General features: G+C 63.7%; 19 protein-coding genes. 6 read left to right on the top strand and 13 right to left on the bottom strand.

Annotated features, from left to right (window positions below):
• The first annotated feature begins 56 nt into the window (after window positions 1–56).
• The 3 genes from ACIPIJ_RS00425 (at window position 57) to ACIPIJ_RS00415 (ending at window position 3,085) form a co-directional block, all read left to right on the top strand.
• Complete coding sequence (locus ACIPIJ_RS00425; protein ID WP_401071693.1) at window positions 57–959, top strand: LysR substrate-binding domain-containing protein; 903 nt, start codon at window positions 57–59, stop codon at window positions 957–959.
• A 224-nt stretch (window positions 960–1,183) separates the two neighbouring features.
• Window positions 1,184–1,846 (top strand): histidine phosphatase family protein, encoded by a 663-nt coding sequence (locus ACIPIJ_RS00420; RefSeq protein ID WP_401071691.1) that lies wholly within the window; start codon window positions 1,184–1,186, stop codon window positions 1,844–1,846.
• Between the two features lie 45 nt (window positions 1,847–1,891).
• Window positions 1,892–3,085: a D-amino acid dehydrogenase gene (locus ACIPIJ_RS00415; protein ID WP_401071689.1), complete on the top strand. Its 1,194-nt coding sequence runs from the start codon at window positions 1,892–1,894 to the stop codon at window positions 3,083–3,085.
• 58 nt (window positions 3,086–3,143) lie between these two features.
• On the opposite strand, the gene ACIPIJ_RS00410 is transcribed toward ACIPIJ_RS00415, so the two are convergent.
• From ACIPIJ_RS00410 to ACIPIJ_RS00400, 3 genes are all read right to left on the bottom strand, one after another.
• The gene (locus ACIPIJ_RS00410) at window positions 3,144–3,872 is read right to left on the bottom strand and encodes an aspartate/glutamate racemase family protein (protein ID WP_401071687.1); all 729 of its coding nucleotides are present in this window, start codon (window positions 3,870–3,872) and stop codon (window positions 3,144–3,146) included.
• 16 nt (window positions 3,873–3,888) lie between these two features.
• Window positions 3,889–5,421 (bottom strand): NCS1 family nucleobase:cation symporter-1, encoded by a 1,533-nt coding sequence (locus ACIPIJ_RS00405; RefSeq protein ID WP_401071685.1) that lies wholly within the window; start codon window positions 5,419–5,421, stop codon window positions 3,889–3,891.
• 449 nt (window positions 5,422–5,870) lie between these two features.
• Complete coding sequence (locus ACIPIJ_RS00400) at window positions 5,871–6,308, bottom strand: Lrp/AsnC family transcriptional regulator (protein WP_401071683.1); 438 nt, start codon at window positions 6,306–6,308, stop codon at window positions 5,871–5,873.
• 133 nt (window positions 6,309–6,441) lie between these two features.
• On the opposite strand from ACIPIJ_RS00400, the gene ACIPIJ_RS00395 reads away from it, so the two are divergent.
• Both ACIPIJ_RS00395 and ACIPIJ_RS00390 read left to right on the top strand, forming a co-directional pair.
• Window positions 6,442–7,338: a DMT family transporter gene (locus ACIPIJ_RS00395; RefSeq protein ID WP_401071681.1), complete on the top strand. Its 897-nt coding sequence runs from the start codon at window positions 6,442–6,444 to the stop codon at window positions 7,336–7,338.
• A gap of 1 nt (window position 7,339) precedes the next feature.
• Window positions 7,340–8,296, top strand: a complete 957-nt coding sequence (locus ACIPIJ_RS00390) for a class I SAM-dependent methyltransferase (RefSeq protein WP_401071679.1) — start codon at window positions 7,340–7,342, stop codon at window positions 8,294–8,296.
• A 108-nt stretch (window positions 8,297–8,404) separates the two neighbouring features.
• Here the strand turns inward: ACIPIJ_RS00390 and ACIPIJ_RS00385 are convergent, their stop codons facing one another.
• The 9 genes from ACIPIJ_RS00385 to gcl all read right to left on the bottom strand — a co-directional run bounded on the left by ACIPIJ_RS00385 (window position 8,405) and on the right by gcl (window position 20,056).
• A complete protein-coding gene (locus ACIPIJ_RS00385; protein WP_401071677.1) occupies window positions 8,405–10,429 on the bottom strand; it encodes a mechanosensitive ion channel family protein in 2,025 nt (674 codons plus the stop codon).
• A 206-nt stretch (window positions 10,430–10,635) separates the two neighbouring features.
• Window positions 10,636–11,634 (bottom strand): sulfate ABC transporter substrate-binding protein, encoded by a 999-nt coding sequence (locus tag ACIPIJ_RS00380; RefSeq protein WP_401071675.1) that lies wholly within the window; start codon window positions 11,632–11,634, stop codon window positions 10,636–10,638.
• Window positions 11,635–11,726: 92 nt separating this feature from the next.
• Complete coding sequence (locus ACIPIJ_RS00375; RefSeq protein ID WP_401071673.1) at window positions 11,727–12,551, bottom strand: ion transporter; 825 nt, start codon at window positions 12,549–12,551, stop codon at window positions 11,727–11,729.
• 44 nt (window positions 12,552–12,595) lie between these two features.
• On the bottom strand, window positions 12,596–13,471 hold the full coding sequence (locus ACIPIJ_RS00370; RefSeq protein WP_401071671.1) for an urea transporter: 876 nt from the start codon (window positions 13,469–13,471) through the stop codon (window positions 12,596–12,598).
• Window positions 13,472–13,664: 193 nt separating this feature from the next.
• Window positions 13,665–15,080, bottom strand: a complete 1,416-nt coding sequence (gene pyk, locus ACIPIJ_RS00365) for a pyruvate kinase (protein WP_401071669.1) — start codon at window positions 15,078–15,080, stop codon at window positions 13,665–13,667.
• Window positions 15,077–16,351, bottom strand: coding sequence for a glycerate kinase (locus ACIPIJ_RS00360; RefSeq protein WP_401071667.1), 1,275 nt, complete (start codon window positions 16,349–16,351; stop codon window positions 15,077–15,079). The genes pyk and ACIPIJ_RS00360 overlap by 4 nt, the downstream gene beginning before the upstream one ends.
• 124 nt (window positions 16,352–16,475) lie before the next feature.
• Window positions 16,476–17,372, bottom strand: a complete 897-nt coding sequence (locus tag ACIPIJ_RS00355; protein ID WP_387527779.1) for a 2-hydroxy-3-oxopropionate reductase — start codon at window positions 17,370–17,372, stop codon at window positions 16,476–16,478.
• A gap of 71 nt (window positions 17,373–17,443) precedes the next feature.
• Window positions 17,444–18,226 carry a hydroxypyruvate isomerase gene (gene hyi, locus ACIPIJ_RS00350; RefSeq protein WP_401071665.1) on the bottom strand — a complete coding sequence of 261 codons (783 nt, stop codon included), beginning with the start codon at window positions 18,224–18,226 and terminating at the stop codon, window positions 17,444–17,446.
• A gap of 54 nt (window positions 18,227–18,280) precedes the next feature.
• Window positions 18,281–20,056: a glyoxylate carboligase gene (gene gcl / locus ACIPIJ_RS00345; protein ID WP_401071663.1), complete on the bottom strand. Its 1,776-nt coding sequence runs from the start codon at window positions 20,054–20,056 to the stop codon at window positions 18,281–18,283.
• Window positions 20,057–20,313: 257 nt separating this feature from the next.
• Between gcl and ACIPIJ_RS00340 the strand changes: the two genes are divergently transcribed.
• Window positions 20,314–20,754, top strand: coding sequence for a heme-binding protein (locus tag ACIPIJ_RS00340; RefSeq protein ID WP_401071661.1), 441 nt, complete (start codon window positions 20,314–20,316; stop codon window positions 20,752–20,754).
• Window positions 20,755–20,865: 111 nt separating this feature from the next.
• On the opposite strand, the gene ACIPIJ_RS00335 is transcribed toward ACIPIJ_RS00340, so the two are convergent.
• Window positions 20,866–21,477, bottom strand: coding sequence for a TetR/AcrR family transcriptional regulator (locus ACIPIJ_RS00335; protein WP_401071659.1), 612 nt, complete (start codon window positions 21,475–21,477; stop codon window positions 20,866–20,868).
• Window positions 21,478–21,546: the final 69 nt, after the last annotated feature.

Below are 21,546 nucleotides of genomic sequence, written 5' to 3'. Positions count from 1 at the left end.
TGAGGGATAAATGCACTTGAAGAGGACAATATTCAAAAGAGAATTGCGGTTCGTGCATGAATGATGACATTTCGCTATGGCGCTTGTTTTTCCGCATTGTCGAACGCGGCAGCCTGACCAAGGCTGCCGATGACTTCGACCTGGAACCCTCGTCGGTGAGCCGACGCATCGCTGCACTGGAAAAGCGCCTGAACGTTCGGCTGCTCAACCGGACCACCCGGCAGGTCACGCTGTCTGAAGCGGGAGCGAGGGCGTATGAGCAGATGCGGCCGCTGATTGACGAGATGGAAGGGGTAATCGCCGACCTGGACGGCGCCTCGCCGCAGATCGCTGGCGCCATCCGCATGACGGCGCCGGTCAACTTCGGCGAACGGCACCTGGTGCCCTGGCTGACCGCGTTTCAGCAACTGCACCCCCAGGTGATCATCGACCTGGTGCTGTCCGATTCCAGGCTGGACCTGAGCGGCGAGGCCATCGACCTGGCGCTGCGGGTGGGCGAGTTGCCGGTATCTGACATGGTCGCCCGCAAGATCGGCGACATGCCCAACGTGCTGTGTGCCAGCCGCAGCTATGTGCAGGCGCACGGGCGGCCTGCCAAGCCACAGGACCTGGTTGGCCACCGGGCGATCCTCTATTCCTTGGGCCAGGAGCGGCACCGTACCCGCTTGCGCTTGTGTCGCAACGGCAGGGAAGTGTGTGTCGAGCTGCGGGGGGTGTTCTACCTCAACAATGCCGGGGCAATCCTCCAGGCGGTGCGGCAGGGCGCAGGCATTCATCCGGGGCCGCGCTGGTTGTTCGAGGAGGGCATACGTGCCGGCGAACTGGTCGAGCTGCTGCCGGACTGGGGGCTGGTGGGGCTGCCTGTGCACTTGGTGCGCTTGAACAATCGCTATGAAGCCAAGCGCGTCAGGGCATTGGGTGACTGGATCGAAAAGTGCTGGGCCGAGCAGATGCGCTGAACCTTTCACGCCTGATCGAGACATATTTCAGCAATACATCTGCTCTAACCTCGGCCTTGCCCAGGGAACGGCATGTACATTCAGGGAGGAACCAAACGGGTTGAGGGCACTCTGACCCCTACTCGTTGCCAGGGACGGCACTCACTACAGGGACCCCTGCGGCTTCGGCCGAGGCGCAATGTGACGGGTCAACCCGATACTTTCTGCCACAAGAGCCTGCCTACATGAAGTTGCCAACGTTCCTTCGACGCCGTCGCCACCTGCTGCTGAGCCTGGTGCTCGTCGCGGCGGCCGTGCCCTTGGCACTGGATGTGGTCGAAAGCCGTGCGCAACCGGTCGACGGCACCCAGACGCTGGTGTTTCTGCGCCATGCCGAAAAACCGGGTGAAGGGTTGGGGCAGTTGAACTGCCAAGGGCTCAATCGCGCGCTGGACCTGGCCACGCTGCTGCCGGAGCGCTTCGGCAAGGCGGATTACGTGTTCGCTGCCAACCCGTCGCGGCATGTGGAAGAAGGCAGCAACGACCAGCGCTACAGCTACATCCGCCCGCTGATGACCATCACCCCCAGCGCCATTCGCCTGGGCCTGCCGGTGAACATTGATTACAGCGCCAACGACACCGACGACCTCGCCGACGAACTGCTCAGTGAAAAATACCGCAACGCCACCGTTTACACGGCCTGGTCCCATGGCTACCTGCCCGAACTGATCAATACCGTGGCCGGCAAGGCACTGGGTGATGAGCGGGTGATCACCGAGGATTGGAGCGGTGATGACTTCGACACCCTGTACGTGCTGACCCTGACCTGGCACGACGGCAAGGCCAGCTTGCTCAGCCGCAACGTGCGCCAGGGCCTGAATGGCGGCCAGCATAGCTGCCCGACCTGATCCGCTGTTACTGTCGCGGCAAGGAAGCCGAAACAGGGGCAATGCATGAAGCAGCAAGTAACGGTCATTGGCGGTGGGGTGATCGGTTTGACGACTGCCTATGCGCTGGTCCGCGAGGGCTTTGCGGTGGACCTGATCGAGGCACGCGACAGCCTGGCGTCTGCCACCAGTTTTGCCAATGGCGGGCAGCTGTCGTACCGCTACGTGTCGCCCTTGGCCGATGCCGGTGTGCCCTGGCAGGCGCTGGGCTGGATGCTGCAGGGCGAGTCGCCGCTGCGTTTGCGCCTGCGCCTGGACCCGGCGCAGTGGCGGTGGTTGCTGGCGTTCATGCTGGCTTGCCGCAGCAGCGTCAATCGGCGTAACAGCGCGCAGCTGCTGGCGCTGGCGCTGGAGAGCCAGGCCGTTCTGGCGCGCTGGCGCGAAGCAGATGGCTTGGCAGATTTTGCCTGGCGGCGTAACGGTAAATTGGTCGCTTTTCGCAGTGAACAGGCGTTCGCCCATGGGCGTCAGCGCTTGCTCGACCCGTTCAGCCAACGGGTACTCGATGCCACCGAACTCAGGGCCCTGGAGCCGGCATTGGCCGAGGCGCCCTTCGTAGGCGGGGTGCTGACGCCTGATGAAGAGGTTGCCGACTGTCACCGTTTCTGTGAGCGCCTGGCCGAGCGCTTGCGCGCCTGCGGGCAGTGCCGGTTCCTGCTCGGCAGGCCGGTGACGCACCTGCACAAGCACCAGGACCAGGTTGTTGCGCTGCAGCTCGGGGACGCGCGTGTCGATGTGCAGCGTCTGGTGCTGTGCGCCGGTCATCGCAGTGCGGGCTTGGCACTGCCGGGTGTGAAACTGCCGGTCTATCCGCTCAAGGGCTACAGCCTGACGGCACCGATCAGCACGGCGCATCGGGCACCTGAGGTCAGCATCACCGATTACGAGCGCAAGATCGTCTATGCGCGCCTGGGCCGGCAGCTGCGGGTGGCGGCGATGGTGGACATCGTCGGCTTCGACGAAACGGTGGACGCGCGCCGACTGGCAAGCATGCGCCGGCTGGCGCGGGATACGTTGCCGGATGCGGCCGATTACCAGCAGGCGGTGGAGTGGGCGGGGATGCGGCCGGCGACGCCTACCGGGGTGCCGATCATTGGGGCTACAGCCTATCGAAATCTTTGGCTGAACCTGGGGCATGGGGCGTTGGGGTTTACCCTGGCCTGTGGCAGTGCTGAGCGCTTGGCCAGACTGCTTCACTGAGGGTACCGGCCTCTTCGCGGCACAAGCCGGCGAAGAGGCCGGTATTGGCGAAGCCGCGCTAACGGCCGAACCGCATCGGCCAACCCACCACCTTCTTCGCCCGCGGCGTGGCATAGGTGCGCACCTTGGACGTGCTCAACCCCATTCGCACCAGCGACTCGGCTATGGTCACCGCCGCACTCACGCCATCGACCACCGGCACCCCGGTGCGCTGGCGTATCTGCTCATCCAGCCCGGCCATGCCGCCACAGCCCAGGCAGATCACCTCGGCCTTGTCATCGCGCACCGCACGCTCGGCCTGCTCGACGATGGCCTCCACGGCGCGCTGCGGGTCGGCCTCCAGCTCCAGCACGGCCAGGCCGCTGGCGCGTACCGAGGCGCAACGGTCGTACAGCCCGGAAAGCTTCAGCCGGTCCTCGATCAGCGGCACGGTGCGGTCCAGGGTGGTCACCACCGAGTAGGCATGGCCCAGGTACATCGCGGTGCTGGCGGCGGCATCGGTGATGTCCACAACCGGCACGTTCAACAGCTCCTGCAGGCCTTCGCGGCCATGCTCGCCGTAACCGGCCTGGATCACGGCATCGTACGGGCCTTCATAGGCCAGCACGCGGTCCATCACGGCGATGGCGGCCAGGTAGCTCTCGAAGTTGCCTTCCACCGACTCGGCACCGAACCATGGGGTCAGGCCAATGATTTCGGTGCCGGGTGCGGCAACGCTGCGTGCCTGTTCGGCGATGGCCTCGGTGATGGCTTCGGTGGTGTTGACGTTGGCGATCAGAATACGCATGGACAGTGCTCCTTGATCAGTGGCTGCTGTGGTCGACGGCGATGCACTCACCGCTGACATCGACGTAGGGGCGGTTGCGCGGGGCGATCAGCAGGTACACCACTGCGGCGATACCGGCACCGATCAGCCAGGAGAACGGCGCGATGGCATGGAAGTTGGGCACCAGTGCCAGGACGATGGCCAACAGCGCGGCCGGCACGAACGCGGCAACGGCGCGCAGGTTGATGCCCTTGCTGTAGTGGTAGGCGCCGGCTGGGTGCTCGCTGTACAGCTCCGGCACGTTGATGCAGCCTTTGCGCAGCAACCAGTAGTCGGCCATGATCACCCCGTACAGCGGGCCGAGCAGGGCGCCCAGGCCGGACAGGAAGTAGACGATCACCAGCGGGCTGTTGTAGAGGTTCCAGGGCAGGATCAGCACGGCCAGGGTGGCGCTGATCAGCCCGGCGCGGCGGAAGTTCAGGTGGCGCGGTGCCAGGTTGCTGAGCACGAATGCCGGGGCGACGAAGTTGGCCATGATGTTCACCGCCACGGTGACGATCAGGAAGGCCAGGCAGCCGAGCACCAGGAAGGCCGTGTTGGGGATGCTGGCGACGATCTGGGTCGGGCTGTCGATGATTTGCCCGTTGATTTGGAACTGCGCGCCGCACAGCACCACGGTGATCATCGCAAACACCAGGATGTTCACCGGCAAGCCCCAGAAGTTGCCGACGCGGATGGTCTTGCGGCACGGCGAGGAGCGCGCAAAGTCGCAGAAGTTGAGCACCAGGGTGCCGTAGATCGCCAGCCACAACGCGCCGCCGGCGAAGATGTTGCGCCACATCTCATAACCGGTCAGCGGTTCGGCCACCGACCAGGCGATACGCGCATCGGCCTTGAAGTACATGAACAGCGCCAGGCTGGCCACGGTCAGCAGGATCACCGGGCCGGCGAAGGCCTCGTAGCGGCGCACCATCTCCATGCCGTAGGCAAGGATCACCAGTTGCACCAGCCAGATCGCCACGAAACACACCCAGCCAAGGCTCGAAAGGCCGAGGATGCTGTCGTGGTCGAAGCTTGCCAGTTGCGGCCATACGGCGGTCAGCAGCACCCGCAGCACCACCGAGGCCAGGTAGGTCTGGATGCCGAACCAGGCAATGGCGATGACGGCGCGGATCAGCGCCGGGATCTGCGCACCATGGATACCGAAGGCGATGCGGCTGATGACCGGGAACGGTACGCCAGTCTTCTGCCCCATGTAGCCCGACAAATTCATGAAGAAGTACACCAGCGCCGCGCCGATGGCCAGTGACAAGAGGATCTGCCAGCCACCCAGGCCGAGGGCGAACAAGCCCATGGCGAAGGAGTAGTTGGCGATGTTGTGCACGTCGTTGGTCCACAGCGCGAAAATGCTGTAGCGCCCCCAGCGGCGGCCCTCGATACGGGTTGGGGCGAGGTCGCGGTTGTGCAGGCGCGGGCTCAGTTCAAGTTGTGGCGCATGGCCGGCCAAGGTGGAAGCGGGGTGGGTGCTGGCGACGGACAATTCCGGGGCAATGTCGAGGCTGGTGCTCATTCCGGCAGGCTCCTGATGCACGTGGACTGCGATGAGCGGGCATGCGCACGGGCTCGCCATCTCGTCGGTGCAGCGTTGGCATCACTGGGTTCTGGGCGCGGCGGCCGGGGTTGGGTCGGCGTCGCGGGTTCTTGTGTATTTATGTTTTGTTTAACTTGTATACAAAACACGAACACACAAAAGCGAGTTCCATGCCAGGCAAAAACCAGTGTTCAGTTACCCACTATTTCGAATCTATGTTTCTGGAAGATAAGTGAATGAAATAAAGGAAATATAACTTGACCCAATGAACAGGTTTAAATTTTTAGTTGCTCGATTAGTTGATCATCTGGTCAAAATTAGTTGTTGGGCTTGTGTAACGTATTGGGGCATTGCTAGCAGTCGTGCACACAAAAATGGCACCTAAGGTGACATTCGTGTGTACAAAAAATAGTCAGGTTTTCAGCGCTTCAGTCCATGGGTGGCAGGCGCCGTTTCACCGGGCTCTTCTTGATGATCGCGGTGTTGGTTTCGGCCAGCACATTGATGCGATCGAGCAGGGTGTCGAGTTGCTCCATCGAGCGCACATGCAACCGCGCGATGAAGCAATCCTCCCCGGTAACCTTGTCGCACTCGGTGAACTCGGGGATGGCGATGATCTGCCGCTCCACCTCCTGCAACTGCCCGGGCAGCGGGCGGATGCGCACGATGGCCTGCAGCTGGTAGCCGAAGCTGCGCGGGTCGACCTCCACGGTGTAACCGCGCAGCACGCCGCGTTCTTCCAGGCGGCGCAGGCGTTCGCTGACACTGGGGGCGGATAATCCGCTGATCTGCGCCAGCGCTTTCAGCGAGCGGCGGGAGTCTTCCATCAAGGCATTGATCAGCAGTTGGTCGATGGTATCGGTCATGTGCGCCTCATCAGGTGAAGTCGAGGATTTGCCTTGATAGTAAAGGCTGAACGCCAGAACTGCCTTGCTTATCCGCTGGATGGCAAGCGGTCGCCCTCTGCATACTGTGGCCATCGTCAATCGGAGGTGTGATATGGACAGTTCGTTGCGCCGTGGTTCGCTGGAAATGGTCGCCGCCATGCTGATTTCCGGGACAATCGGCTGGTTCGTGCTGGTGTCCGGGCAGCCGGTGCTGGAGGTGGTGTTCTGGCGCTGCGTATTCGGCACCGGTACGTTGCTGGTGATCTGCGCGGCGTTTGGCTTCCTCAAGCCGGGCGTGATCAGCCGTACCGCCTTGCTCCTGGCCATCGTCAGCGGTGTGGCCATTGTCGGCAACTGGGTGTTGCTGTTCGCCTCCTATTCGCGGGCGTCGATCGCCATCGGCACGGCGGTGTACAACGTGCAGCCGTTCATGCTGGTGGGGCTGGCGGCGGTATTTCTCGGTGAGAAGATCACTGCGGCCAAGGTCACCTGGCTGAGCGTGGCGTTTCTCGGCATGCTGGCCATCGTCAGTGCCCATGGCGCGGGGCAGGGCAGTGGTGAGGACTACCTGCTGGGCATCGGGCTGGCCCTGGGCGCAGCGTTTCTGTATGCCGTCGCCGCGCTGATCATCAAACGCCTGAAAGGCACGCCGCCGCACCTGATCGCCTTGATCCAGGTGGCCACTGGGGTGTTGCTGCTGGCGCCCTGGGTCACGCTGGGCGGCTTGCCTGGCGAACCCTCGGCGCTGGCCAGCCTGGTGACCTTGGGCATGGTCCACACCGGGTTGATGTACGTGCTGCTGTACAGCGCCATCCAGCGCTTGCCCACGGCGTTGACCGGTGCGCTGTCGTTCATCTACCCGATTGCCGCGATCCTGGTCGACTGGGTGGCGCTCGGGCACCGTCTGGCGCCGTTGCAGTGGCTGGGCGTGGCGCTGATCCTGCTGGCAGCGGCGGGGATGCAGCAAGGGTGGTGGTTCCGTTCTGCGCAGGTCGCGGCCAAAGGGTAGAATGCCCCCTTTTACCTGCTTGCGACCCGCCATGACTTCGCCGATCCAAACCCTAGAACAGCATCTGCTCACCGCCCTCGACCCTGCCCCGCAGGAAACTCGCCGCCTGTTCCACGGCCGCGGCCGCTGCTGGCCGGGGCTGGAGCAGGTGACTGTCGACTGGTTGCAAGGCGTGCTGTCGGTAGCGTTGTTCCGCGAGCCGCCAGGTGGCCAGCTGCCCGAGCTGGAGGCCATGCTGCGTAACCTGGCCGAACGCCCGCAATGGACCGGGCGGGCCATTCTCATCCAGCACCGCTACCTGCCGGACAGCCCGGGCCAATGGCTGTGGGGCGAGCCGTGCCAGCAGCGCGAAGTGGTCGAGGATGGCCTCACCTACCTGCTCGACCTGGGCGTGCGACAGAACAACGGCCTGTTCCTCGACATGCGCTATGGCCGCCGCTGGGTACGTGAACAGGCGCAGGGCAAGCGCGTGCTCAACCTGTTCGCCTACACCTGTGGCTTTTCGGTGGCGGCGATTGCCGGCGGCGCCGAGCAGGTGGTCAACCTGGACATGGCCAAGTCGGCGCTGTCGCGTGGCCGCGACAACCATCGGCTCAACGGCCACGATGCGTCGCGGGTGGCGTACCTGGGGCATGAGCTGTTCAAGTCGTGGGGCAAGGTGCGCAAGTACGGGCCGTATGACCTGATCATCATCGACCCGCCGACCTTCCAGAAGGGCAGTTTTGTGCTGACCCAGGATTACGCGAAGATTCTGCGGCGTTTGCCGGAGCTGCTGAGCGCGGGTGGGACGGTGCTGGCGTGTGTCAACGACCCGGGGATCGGGCCGGAGTTTCTGATCGAGGAGATGGCCGAGCAGGCGCCGTCGTTGGCCTTCACCGAGCGATTGGAGAACCCGCCGGAGTTTCCCGATGCGGACCCGGCGGGCGGCTTGAAGGCTTTGGTATTCCGCCAGATTTGATGCTGTTCACACTGCTCCATCGCCGGCAAGCCGGCTCCCACTGTTACTGCGGCGCTGCATAACCCTGTGGGAGCCGGCTTGCCGGCGATAGGGCCGGACCTATCTCCATCAAGCTGTAACCCCGCGCACCGGGAGTGGATACACCTGGGCAAAGAACACATTCTCGGTCTGGTCCACACGCTTTTTAAGACGCTCATTGAACGCTCGGCTCACCGCATACTGCCCGCCGGAAATGGTGCGGAACTGCGCCGTCAGCACAAACCCGTTCAAGTCCATGCGATCAACCCCGAACACCTGCAGCGGCCCTTGGAGGTTGATGCGCAGCATTGGATCATCGCTGATCGACTGCCCCACCTCATGGATCAGCGCCAGCGACTCGTCCACATCGCTGTCGTAGGTGAACTGCACCGAGAAGAAGGCATAGGCAAACTGCCGTGACTGGTTGGTGACCGCCTTTATCTGGCCGAAGGGCACCGAGTGCACGAAGCCCTTGCCATCGCGCAGGCGCAAGGTGCGGATGGTCAAGCTCTCGACGGTGCCGGCGTGGCCGGAGTCGAGCACCACCCAGTCGCCAATCGAGATGGTGTCTTCGATCAGGATGAACAGCCCGGTGATCACATCCTGCACCAGCTGCTGCGAGCCAAAGCCGATGGCCAGGCCGATCACCCCGGCACCGGCCAAGAGTGGCGCGACATTGATGCCCAGGTTGGCCATGGTGGTGATGGTGCAGATGACGATCAGGACAACCTTGATAGCGTTGCGCAGCATCGGCAGGATGGTCCTTGTGCGCGTGCTTGGCTGACGCGCGGCACGCTTGCCGACAGCGGGCTTCAACGCTTCCTGGATGGCGGTATCGAGTACCACCCAGAGCAGCCAGGTGACCAGCAGGATCAGGCCGATGCTGGACAGCGAATTACTGATCGCCTGGCCCAGGCTGTTGCTCAGGGCAAAGCCGATCACCGAAACGCCCCAGATGCGCCCCAGCAGTTCGATGAACGCCACGGCCATGGCAATGCGCAGCAGTGCATGGGCGAGGCTGCGCAGCAGTTCCTTGTAAGGCCGTACGCGTTGCCCGGGATCCGCTTCGCGTGGCGCCAGCAGGTGTTGCAGCAAGGTGCTGAGGAACACGGTGGAAACCAGCAGCACCGTGGTCAGCAAGGCCTTCTGCAGCGCCTTCTGGCTTTCTTCGCCGGCGCCGATCAGGTGAATCGCCGAGACCAGGATCATCAACAGGATCGGCAAGTACCACAACACCGAAAAGATCCGCAGGGTTTCCTGCACGGCGCGGTGCTGCACCCGGTCCTTGAAGGCGCGGTTGCGGATCAGGTGGGCAACGGGGCGGCGCAGGCGGATCACCAGGCTGGCGAAGATGAAGGTGGCGGCAAGGCCGGTGAACACAGCGATGCTGGCGGTGATGTTGCCGCCCAGCTGACGGGCGATCTGCGGGCTGGTCAGGGCGTCGCTCCAGGCCGCGAGAAAGCCGATCAGGAACAGCGGCCGCGGCGCCAGGCGCTTGATCACGGCCACGGCCGGGCGTTTGTGGCCGGCATCGAACAGGGTGACCAGGCACAGGATGATCGAGGTCGAAAACAGGCCGCTGCTGGTGGCGTAAGCCAGGCTCAGCCCTAGGGCACGGGCCACCGACGGGTCGAGGAAGCGGCTGACGTAGAGTGTCAACGGCAGGCTGGCCAGGGCAGGCAGGGTGTAGGGCAGCAAGTAGCCGAGCAGGCTGGTGGCGCGTTGGCGCTGGCGCAGCCAGGGGGTAGCCGCCGCGCGCTGGCTGAGCCAGCGTCCGAGGCTGGTCAGTACGGCGAAGCTCGCGGCCCAGGTCAGGCTCAGCAGGATGAAGTTGCCTGCCAGTTGCAGCGAGTCACTGGCCGAGTGGCGATCGACCAGGCGTTCCATTTCCTGGGCGGCACGGTCGGTGCGCAGGCGCCAGGCGTCGACCAGGTGGGCGTCGAGGTCAAGCTCCTGGGCGGCGCTGTCCAAGCCGTCGGCCAGTGCACCGAGCAGCCCGCCTTGGAGCACGGCTTCAGGTTCAGCGGGTTGTTCTTCGGCGGGGGCGGGGTCTGCAGCCAGCAGGTGGGTGCTCAGCAGGCAGCCGAGCAGCAGGAGGGTGAGGTAGCGCAGCACTGGAGTACTCCTTGGGCCGGGGTGAGCGGGGCAGGGTTACTCAAGGTACTGATGGGTGGTGGGGTGGAAAGTTCGATGTGGTGTGGTGTCGGTGCGGGCCCCATCGCCGGCAAGCCGGCTCCCACAGGGACCGTGCAGCGCCCGGGCCTGTGGTCATCCTGTGGGAGCCGGCTTGCCGGCGATGGGGCCGGAACAGCCTGGATCAATTACTGGCCGGTATAGATCTGGTCGAAGACGCCACCATCATTGAAGTGGGTCTTCTGCACGGTACGCCAATCACCGAAGGTCTTCTCAACCGACAAGAAATCGACTTTTGGGAAGCGGTCGGTGTACTTGGCCAGCACCGTCGCATCACGTGGGCGCAGGTAGTTCTGTGCAGCGATTTCCTGGGCTGCCGGCGACCACAGGTACTTCAGGTATTCCTCGGCCACGGCCTGGGTGCCTTTTTTCGCCACCACCTTGTCGACCACGCTCACCGGCGGCTCGGCCTCGGCCGAAACGCTCGGGTAGACCACCTCGAACTGGTCGCGGCCGAACTCGCGGGCGATCATTTCGGCTTCGTTCTCGAAGGTCACCAGCACGTCGCCGATCTGGTTGGTCATGAAGGTGGTGGTGGCGGCGCGGCCACCGGTATCGAGCACCGGAGCCTGCTTGAACAGCTTGCCGACGAAGGCCTTGGCCTTGGCTTCGTCACCGCCGGTCTTCAGCACGTAACCCCAGGCCGACAGGTAGGTGTAGCGGCCGTTACCCGAGGTTTTCGGGTTGGGCACGATCACCTGCACGCCATCCTTGAGCAGGTCAGGCCAGTCCTTCAGTGCCTTGGGGTTGCCCTTGCGCACGATGAATACGGTGGCCGAGGTGAACGGCGCGCTGTTGTTCGGCAAGCGGGTGACCCAGTTGTCCGGTACCAGCTTGCCGTTGTCGTTCAGCGCGTTGATGTCGGTGGCCATGTTCATGGTGATGACATCGGCCGGCAGGCCATCGATTACCGCGCGCGCCTGTTTGCTCGAACCGCCGAAGGACATCTGCACATTGACCTTTTCGTTGTGCTCGGCTTCCCAGTGCTTCTGGAATGCTGGGTTGTAGTCCTTGTAGAAATCGCGCATCACGTCGTAGGACACGTTGAGCAGGGTCGGGGCGGCCTGGGCGAGGTTGCCGAGGGCCAGGCCGGCAGCGAGCAGCGATGCGCTGAAGAGTTTTTTCACGATGCTTCCTTGTTCTAGTTCAAGTGTTTGGCAATGTGCCAGCGACTATAGCGTTTCGTTCTTGGGCGCTTAAAGACCAAATGGCTCTTTGCTTATTCGGTTTTCGGGAACAATATATTGCCGCAGCGCGAGCAGAAGGCGGCGCCGTGTTCGTGAGTCTTCTTGCTGCACGTCGGGCAGTCGTGCTGCAGCTGTTCGCCGCGCATTGCATTGGCCAGTTCGGCAGTGAAAATCCCCGTGGGCACGGCAATGATCGAGTAACCGGTGATCATCACCAGCGACGACAGCACCTGGCCCAGCGGGGTTTTTGGCACGATGTCGCCAAAACCCACGGTGGTCAGGGTGACGATGGCCCAGTAGATGCCCTTGGGGATACTGGTAAAGCCATGTTCGGGCCCTTCGACCACGTACATCAAGGTGCCGAACACGGTGACCAGGGTCGACACACTGACCAGGAACACGATGATCTTCTGCTTGCTGCCGCGCAACGCTTCCAGCAGGTAATGCGCCTGCTTGAGGTACGGGCTGAGCTTGAGCACGCGGAAGATCCGCAGCATGCGAATCACGCGGATGATCAGCAGGTACTGGGCGTCGCTGTAGTACAGGGCGATGACCCCCGGCACGATCGCCAGCAGGTCGACCAGGCCGTAGAAACTGAAGGCATAGCGCAGGGGCTTGGGCGAGCAGTACAGGCGGGCCAGGTACTCGACCAGGAAGATCGCCGTGAAGCCCCATTCGATAGCGGCCAACAGGCCGGCATAGTTGCGGTGCACATCGTCGATGCTGTCAAGAATCACCGTGACCAGGCTGGCCAGGATGATCAGCAGAAGGATCTTGTCAAAGCGTCTTCCAGCCACGGTGTCGGACTGGAAGACGATGACGTAGAGCCGCTCGCGCAGGCTCGCAGGGTTGTTCATGGGCTCGGTCCGTTGGGTAATGGGCTGAGCCTAGGGGCTGGCTTTCAGCTGTGCAAGCGGCTGGTGTTGCCGCGCTGGTTGAGCGAGGCCATATGCTTGCCCAGGTGCATCAGCCAGCAGGCCACCACGAAGGGCGCGGTCAGCCCGGCGATCGGCAGCAGCTTGAACAGCGGCTGCAGCAGCAGTGCCAGGGCGATGGCCAGCAAGGTGACCCAGGGCCGCTCGCCCTGGCGGCTGAAGGCCAGCGCCGCGAGGGCCGCGTTGAAGCCGTACAGCCCCATCCAGGCGGCCTGCGCCTGGTCGGCCAGCAGCGCCACGCCCCCGCCGATGGCTGAACCGAGCACCGCCCACAGCGCGGCGTACGGGTTGGCGATGAACATGCCGATGATGATCAGCAGTCCGGCCATCGGGTGGTCGAGCAGGAAGATCTGCCCTACGCCGCGCGCCAGGGCGTACAGCGGGTCGGCTTCGGCAAACACCGAGGCGCTGGGCTCGGCCACCAGCAGCGTGCCCCAGCCCAGCAGCACGAAGGGGGCGGTGTAGGCAACCAGCAGCTTGCCGCCGCGCTTGCGCCACTGATGGGTGATGATGCTGGACAGGCCGCCGGCCGCGATGATCAGCGGCGGGATGATCGCCGACCACGGCAGCACCGCGCTGATCAAGATGCCGATCAGCACGCCGTTGTAGCAGTACAGGCCGGCTTGGCGGTCCGTGCGGTCATAGTGGCGGCGTTGGGCCGTGAGCAAGCCGGCGAGGGCGCCGAGCAGGGCACCACCGACCAGGTTGGGGGCGGTCAGCAGGATGGCCAGCAGGCAGCACAGGCCGCACAGCGGGTTGCGCAGCAGCAGCACCTGGCTGAAGCCGTTGAGCAGCGCCGTGGCCCAGTCGGGGCACGGGTTGACGAAATTTTTGGTGTACATGGGCAGTCGGTAAGGTTGATGGAAGAGCGGTGGGCCTCTTTGGGCCTCGGTTTTCCGCAGGGCTTTGTAGGGGTGCAAGGGGAGGGCTTTGCCCTCCATTCGCGGGGCAAGCCCGCTCCCACGGGCACACTGCTGTCTGAAAGTAAGCGGTGTGCCCGTGGGAGCGGGCTTGCCCCGCGAATGGGCCTTTGGATCAGACCAAGGTCTCGATCCGCAGCGTATTGGTCGAGCCCGGTTTGCCGAAAGGCACGCCGGCCGTGATCAGCAGCGTGTCGCCGCGGCTGGCCATGCCCTGTGCCTGGGCGATCTCCAGCGCGGTCGAGCAAATCTCGTCGACCTGGCGCAGGCGGTCGTTGACCACCGAGTGCACGCCCCAGGTCACACTCAGGCGGCGGGCGGTGACCAGGTTCGGCGTCAGGTTGAGGATCGGTGCCCGTGGCCGCTCGCGGGCGGCGCGCAGGGTCGAGGCGCCCGATTCGCTGTAGTTGACCAGCACCGCCACCGGCAGGATCCCGCTGATACGGCGGATCGCGCAGCTGATGGCGTCCGACACGGTGGCCTCGGCTTTGGGCCGGCCAACGTCGAGCTGGGCCTGATAGTCCGGGCCATTTTCCACCTGGCGGATGATCTTGCTCATCATCTGCACGGCTTCCAGCGGGTAGTCGCCTGAGGCGGTTTCGGCCGACAGCATCACCGCATCGGCACCTTCGGCCACGGCGTTGGCCACGTCAGTGACCTCGGCGCGGGTTGGCGCTGGCGAGAAGCGCATGGATTCGAGCATCTGCGTGGCCACCACCACCGGTTTGCCCAGCTGACGGCAGGTGCCGATGATGCGCTTCTGGATCTGCGGCACGCTCTCAGCCGGCACTTCCACGCCCAGGTCGCCACGGGCGACCATGATCGCGTCGGACAGCTCGGCGATCGCCTGCAACTGCTCGACCGCCGACGGCTTCTCGATCTTGGCCATCAGGTAGGCGCGGTCGCCGATCAGCTGGCGCGCCTCAACGATGTCTTCCGGGCGCTGCACGAACGACAGCGCCACCCAGTCCACGCCCAGCTCCAGGCCGAAGGCCAGGTCACGGCGGTCCTTTTCGGTGAGCGGGGAGAGGTCCAGTACCGCTTGCGGCACGTTGACGCCCTTGCGGTCGGACAACTCACCGCCGTTCAGCACGGTGGTGTCGATGGCGTCGGCGTGCTTGGCGGTGACCCGCAGGCGCAGGCGGCCGTCGTCCACCAGCAGGTCCATGCCCGGCTCCAGCGCGGCGATGATTTCCGGGTGGGGCAGGTTGACCCGCGCGCTGTTGCCCGGCGTCGTGTCCAGGTCCAGGCGCAGAGACTGGCCGCGCTGCAGTTGCACCTTGCCTTCGGCCAGGCGACCGACGCGCAACTTCGGCCCTTGCAGGTCCATGAGGATGCCCAGCGGGTAGTTCAGTTGCTGCTCGACTTCGCGGATCCACTGGTAGCGCAGGGCGTGGTCGGCGTGTTCGCCGTGGCTGAAGTTGAGGCGGAAGATATTGACCCCGGCTTCGACCAGTTGGCGGATGTCGTCGATGCCGTTGATCGCAGGGCCGAGGGTGGCGAGGATTTTGACTTTTTTATCAGGCGTCATGATTGTGCAGTCTCGAGGATCAGGATGGCGCGGAAGTCGTTGACGTTGGTGCGGGTCGGTTCGGTGACGATCAGCGCATCCAGCGCGGCGAAGTAGCCGTAGCCGTTGTTGTTGTCCAGCTCGTCACTGGCCGACAGGCCCAGGGCTTCGGCGCGGGCGTAGCTGTCTGGCGTCATGAAGGCACCGGCGTTTTCTTCCGAGCCGTCGATGCCGTCGGTGTCACCGGCCAGGGCGTAGACGCCCGGTACGCCCTTGAGGTTTTCGGTGAGGCTGAGCAGGAACTCGGCGTTGCGCCCGCCGCGGCCGTTGCCGCGCACGGTGACGGTGGTTTCGCCACCGGAGAGGATCACGCAAGGGGCCTTGAGCGGCTGGCCGTGCAGGACGATCTGCCGAGCGATGCCGGCATGCACCTTGGCCACTTCGCGCGATTCGCCTTCCAGGTCGCCCAGGATCAGCGGGCTGAAGCCGGCCTGGCGGGCTTTGACTGCGGCGGCTTCGAGCGATTGCTGGGGCTTTGCGATCAGCTGGAAATGGCTGCGGGCCAGGGCCGGGTCGTCGGCCTTGACGGTTTCCGAGGCTGGGTTGTTGAGCCAGTCGATGACAGCCTTGGGTGCTTCGATGTTGTAGCGCTTGAGGATCGCCAGGGCATCGGCGCTGGTGCTCGGGTCGGCCACGGTGGGACCGGAGGCGATGACTGTGGCCAGGTCGCCAGGCACATCGGAAATCGCATAGGTGTAGACGGTGGCTGGCCAGCAGGCCTTGGCCAGGCGGCCGCCCTTGATCGCCGAGAGGTGCTTGCGCACGCAGTTCATCTCGCCGATGGTGGCGCCGGATTTGAGCAGCGCCTTGTTGATCTGTTGCTTGTCGGCCAGGGTCAGGCCTTCGGCTGGCAATGCCAGCAGGGCGGAACCACCGCCAGAGAGCAGGAAGATGACGCGGTCGTCTTCGTTGAGGTTGCTGACCCGTTCCAGCACGCGCTTGGCCACGGCCAGGCCGGCGGCGTCAGGGACCGGGTGGGCGGCTTCGACCACTTCGATCTTCTGGCAGTTGGCGCCATGGCCGTAACGGGTGACCACCAGCCCGGAGACTTCGCCCTGCCAGCTTTTTTCGACCACTTCGGCCATGGCGGCTGCGGCCTTGCCGGCGCCGATGACGATGACCCGGCCGCTACGGTCGGCGGGCAGGTAGGGTTCGAGGACTTGGCGCGGGTGGGCGGCGGCGATGGCTGTGTCGAACAGGTCGCGGAGAAGTTTTTGCGGATCGACCGACATGGCAGGCTCCCAATTATTTTTGTTTTGCACAATCGAAAACGCCCCTGGAACTGCCTCCGTGCAGGCCGAACCAGGGGCGGGTGTTGCTCGGTGTGGGGGCTGCGCAACAGCCCCCGAATTCAGCTTATTTGCCTTCGCCGCGGATCGAGAAGTTGGCCATGTGCTCCAGGCCTTTGATCAGCGCGGAGTGGTCCCAGTTGCCGCCACCCAGTGCCACGCAGGTGCTGAACACTTGCTGGGCGTTGGAGGTGTTGGGCAGGTTGATGCCCAGTTCCTTGGCGCCTTGCAGGGCCAGGTTGAGGTCCTTCTGGTGCAGGTTGATGCGGAAGCCTGGGTCGAAGGTGCCTTTGATCATGCGCTCGGCGTGCACTTCGAGGATTTTCGACGAGGCGAAGCCGCCCATCAGCGCTTCACGGACCTTGGCTGGATCGGCGCCGTTCTTGGCGGCGAACAGCAGGGCTTCACTGACGGCCTGGATGTTCAGGGCGACGATGATCTGGTTGGCCACCTTGGCGGTCTGGCCGTCACCGTTGCCGCCGACACGGGTGATGTTCTTGCCCATGGCTTCGAACAGCGGCAGGGCGCGCTCGAAGGCTTTCGGGCAGCCGCCGACCATGATGCTCAGGGTCGCGGCCTTGGCACCGACTTCACCACCGGACACCGGGGCGTCCAGGTAAGCGGCGCCAGTGGCCTTGATCTTCTCGGCGAACGCTTTGGTGGCGGTCGGCGAGATCGAGCTCATGTCGATCACGACCTTGTTCGGGCCAACACCTTCGGCCACGCCGTTCTCACCGAACAGGACGCTTTCGACCTGCGGGGTGTCCGGGACCATGATGATGATGAACTCGGCTTCCTGGGCAACCTCTTTAGGGTTGGCCAGGGCCACTGCGCCAGCGGCGATCAGGTCGGCCGGGGCGGCGTCGTGGTGGGTGGAGACGAAGATGCTGTGACCTGCTTTTTGCAGGTTCTGGGCCATGGGTTTGCCCATGATGCCGGTGCCGAGGAAACCGATTTTAGCCATGAGAATGTGCCTCTTTGTATTTATTGAATCTCAAGTGCGACCCGGACCCTGTGGGTGCGGTGTCCTAGCCTTTAGATTGCATTGTGGGTTTTCAGCCAGCCCAGGCCCGCTTCGGTGGTGGTCAGCGGCTTGTACTCCGCGCCCACCCAGCCCTGGTAGCCGATGCGGTCCAGGTGCTCGAACAGGAAGCGGTAGTTGATCTCGCCGGTGCCCGGTTCGTTGCGACCTGGGTTGTCGGCCAGCTGGACGTGGTTGATCAGCTTCAGGTTGGCTTCCAGGGTGCGAGCCAGGTCACCTTCCATGATCTGCATGTGGTAGATGTCGTACTGCAGGAACAGGTTGTCGCTGCCCACTTCGGCCTGGATTTCCAGGGCCTGATTGGTGGTGTTCAGGTAGAAGCCTGGGATGTCGCGGGTGTTGATCATTTCCATGACCAGGCGGATCCCGGCAGCCTTCAGCTTGTCGGCGGCGTAGCGCAGGTTGTCGACGAAGGTCTTGCGCACGTCGGCGCACTGCAGGCCTTGTGGGCGGATGCCGGCCAGGGCGTTGACCTGGGTGTTGCCCAGCACCTTGGCGTATTCGATGGCCTTGTCGACACCGGCGCGGAATTCTTCGACGCGGTCGGGGTGGCAGGTGATACCGCGCTCACCCTTGGCCCAATCGCCGGCCGGCAGGTTGAACAGCACCTGGGTCAGGCCGTGCGCGTCGAGCTGCTGCTTGATTTCAGCCGCGCTGAAATCGTACGGGAAGAGGTATTCGACGCCGCTGAAACCAGCATCGGCGGCAGCCTTGAAGCGGGCCAGGAAGTCCTGTTCGGTGAACAGCATGGACAGGTTGGCAGCGAAGCGAGGCATGGGTTGTCTCCTTGCGATGAAGGCCCCCAGGGCAGGCCTGGGGGCGTCAGGCGATCAGTCCAGCAGCGAGATGGCGGTTGGCGCGTCGTTGCCGACCAGGGCCAGGTCTTCGAACTCGTTGACCGCGTTGATCTCGGTGCCCATGGAAATGTTGGTCACACGCTCGAGAATCACTTCGACCACCACCGGCACGCGGAACTCTTCGGCCATCTTCTGTGCCTTGAGCAGGGCAGGGGCGATCTCGCCTGGCTCGAACACACGGATGGCTTTACAGCCCAGGCCTTCGACCACGGCGACGTGGTCGACACCGTAGGTGGCGGCGTCGGTGGAGTTGATGTTCTCGAACGCCAGTTGAACACAGTAATCCATGTCGAAGCCACGCTGCGCCTGGCGGATCAGGCCCAGGTAGGCGTTGTTCACCAGCACGTGCACGTACGGCAGGTTGAACTGCGCGCCCACGGCCAGCTCTTCGATCATGAACTGGAAGTCGTAGTCACCCGACAGCGCGACGACCTTGCGTTTCGGGTCGGCCTTGACCACGCCCAGGGCAGCCGGGATGGTCCAGCCGAGCGGGCCGGCCTGGCCGCAGTTGATCCAGTGACGTGGCTTGTACACGTGCAGGAACTGCGCGCCGGCGATCTGCGACAGGCCGATGGTGCTGACGTAGGTGGTGTCCTTGCCGAACACCTGGTTCATTTCTTCGTAGACGCGCTGCGGCTTGACCGGCACGTTGTCGAAGTGGGTCTTGCGCTGCAGGCTCGACTTGCGCTCCTGGCAATCTTGCAGCCAGGCCTTGCGGCACTTCAGCTTGCCGGCGGCTTTCCACTCGCGGGCCACTTCGAGGAACACGTCCAGCGCCTTGCCAGCGTCGGAAACGATACCCAGGTCCGGGGTGAACACACGGCCGATCTGGGTCGGTTCGATGTCCACGTGCACGAACTTGCGGCCTTCGGTGTAGACATCGACCGAGCCGGTGTGGCGGTTGGCCCAGCGGTTGCCGATACCGAACACCAGGTCGGACTTGAGCAGGGTGGCGTTGCCGTAGCGGTGCGACGTCTGCAGGCCGACCATGCCGACCATCAATTCGTGGTCGTCCGGGATGGTGCCCCAGCCCATCAGGGTCGGGATGACCGGTACGCCGGTCAGTTCGGCGAACTCGACCAGCTTGTCGCTGGCGTCGGCGTTGATGATGCCGCCGCCGGCTACCAGCAGTGGGCGCTCGGCGTCGTTGAGCAGGGCCAGGGCTTTCTCAGCCTGTACGCGGGTAGCGGACGGCTTGTTGACAACCAGTGGCTCGTAGGCATCGATGTCGAATTCGATTTCGGCCATCTGCACGTCGAATGGCAGGTCGATCAGCACGGGGCCTGGGCGGCCGGTGCGCATTTCATAGAAGGCCTTCTGGAAGGCGTAAGGCACCTGGCCTGGCTCCAGCACGGTGGTCGCCCATTTGGTCACCGGCTTGACGATGCTGGTGATGTCGACCGCCTGGAAGTCTTCCTTGTGCAGGCGGGCACGCGGCGCCTGGCCGGTGATGCAGAGGATCGGGATGGAGTCGGCCGACGCACTGTACAGGCCGGTGACCATGTCGGTGCCGGCTGGGCCGGAGGTGCCGATGCACACGCCGATGTTGCCCGGGTTGGCGCGGGTGTAACCCTCGGCCATGTGCGAGGCGCCTTCAACGTGACGAGCGAGGACGTGATCGATGCCACCGACTTTCTTCAGGGCCGAGTACAACGGGTTGATGGCAGCCCCTGGGATGCCGAACGCGGTATCTACACCTTCACGGCGCATGACCAGAACGGCTGCATCGATTGCTCTCATTTTGCTCATGGGTTGTGCCTCATCGATTTTGTAATTGTATACAACTTGCTTTGTGCCAGAGTGTATTCACGGCTGGCGGTTCAGGTCAATGGGTTTTCATCGGGGGAGGTTGCTTTCGTCTGAGCGCCCATGAAAACGGCGATTTGCGTCATCGCATACGATCGTTTCAATTTATTGTATACAAAAGTGATTGCAGTTGTGTTCTATTTGGTTGATCGATTTTCAACTGCCCTCAGGGCTTCTCACAACAAGAAGAGGACCTTTCCATGAACGCTTTGAACCTGAAAGTCGCTGTCAGCCTGGTGAACGCCGCACTGGCGGCGGGCCGCAAGATCAATGCCGCGCCGTTGACGGTGGTGGTGCTGGATGCCGGTGGGCATGTGCTGGCCTTGCAGCGCGAAGATGGTGCCAGCTTGATTCGCCCGGAAGTGGCCACGGGCAAGGCCTGGGGTGCGATTGCCCTGGGCAAGGGCTCGCGTTTGCTGGCGCTGGATGCACAGCAACGGCCGGCGTTTTTTGCCGCGTTGAATGGTTTGGGTGAGCGCCCGGTGGTGCCGGCGCCGGGGGGGGTGCTGATTCGCGATCAGGACGGCAAAGTGCTGGGTGCGGTCGGGATCAGCGGTGATACGTCGGATATCGACGAGCAGTGTGCGATCAGTGCGATCGAAGAGGTGGGGTTGAGGGCGGATGCGGGTGTAGCGGCCTAATCTATATAGGCTGTATTGGCCTCATCGCGGGCAAGCCGGCTCCCACAGGTATCCCACAGTCTTGAAGGTCGTGGAGTTCCTGTGGGAGCGGGCTTGCCCGCGAATGCGCCTTCAGGCCGCCTCGGGCTCGCAGCCCTTGAGCACCAGTCGGATGATGGTCTCGGCTGCCGCTTCGTAATCACTGTCGGCCAGCTTCGCTTTGCCGGTGATCACCGAAATCTGCCAATCGAAATCTGCATAGGTCTGCGTCGCTGCCCAGATGCTGAACATCAGGTGGTGCGCATCGACATTGGCAATCTGCCCGCGCTCGATCCAGCGCTGGATGCACTCGATGTTGTGGCGTGCCTGTTCGTTCAGCTGTTCCACCTGGTTGGGCGAAAGGTGCGGCGCGCCGTGCATGATCTCGCTGGCGAACACCTTCGACGCATGTGGCAGGTCGCGCGAAATGCGAATTTTCGAGCGGATGTAAGCGCTCAATACTTCCTTGGGGTCGCCGTCGGCATTGAACGGCGTCGAAGCCTGCATGATCGGCGCGATGATGCTCTCCAGGACCTCGCGGTACAGGTTGTCCTTGGATTTGAAGTAGTAATACACGTTCGGCTTGGGCAGGCCGGCCTTGGCCGCGATATCGCTGGTCTTGGTGGCGGCGAAGCCCTTGTCGGCGAATTCCTCGCTGGCCGCGCGCAGGATCAATTCCTTGTTGCGCTCGCGAATGGTGCTCATGGTCAGGGATCTTCCTCGTGTCTGGCCACCTCTAAGAGGGATCGGGCATGGTAGCACCGGCCCGGAGGG

This window comes from Pseudomonas sp. NPDC087185, from assembly GCF_044744955.1.
Lineage (GTDB): Bacteria > Pseudomonadota > Gammaproteobacteria > Pseudomonadales > Pseudomonadaceae > Aquipseudomonas.
This window is presented reverse-complemented; position numbering and strand designations above follow the sequence as displayed.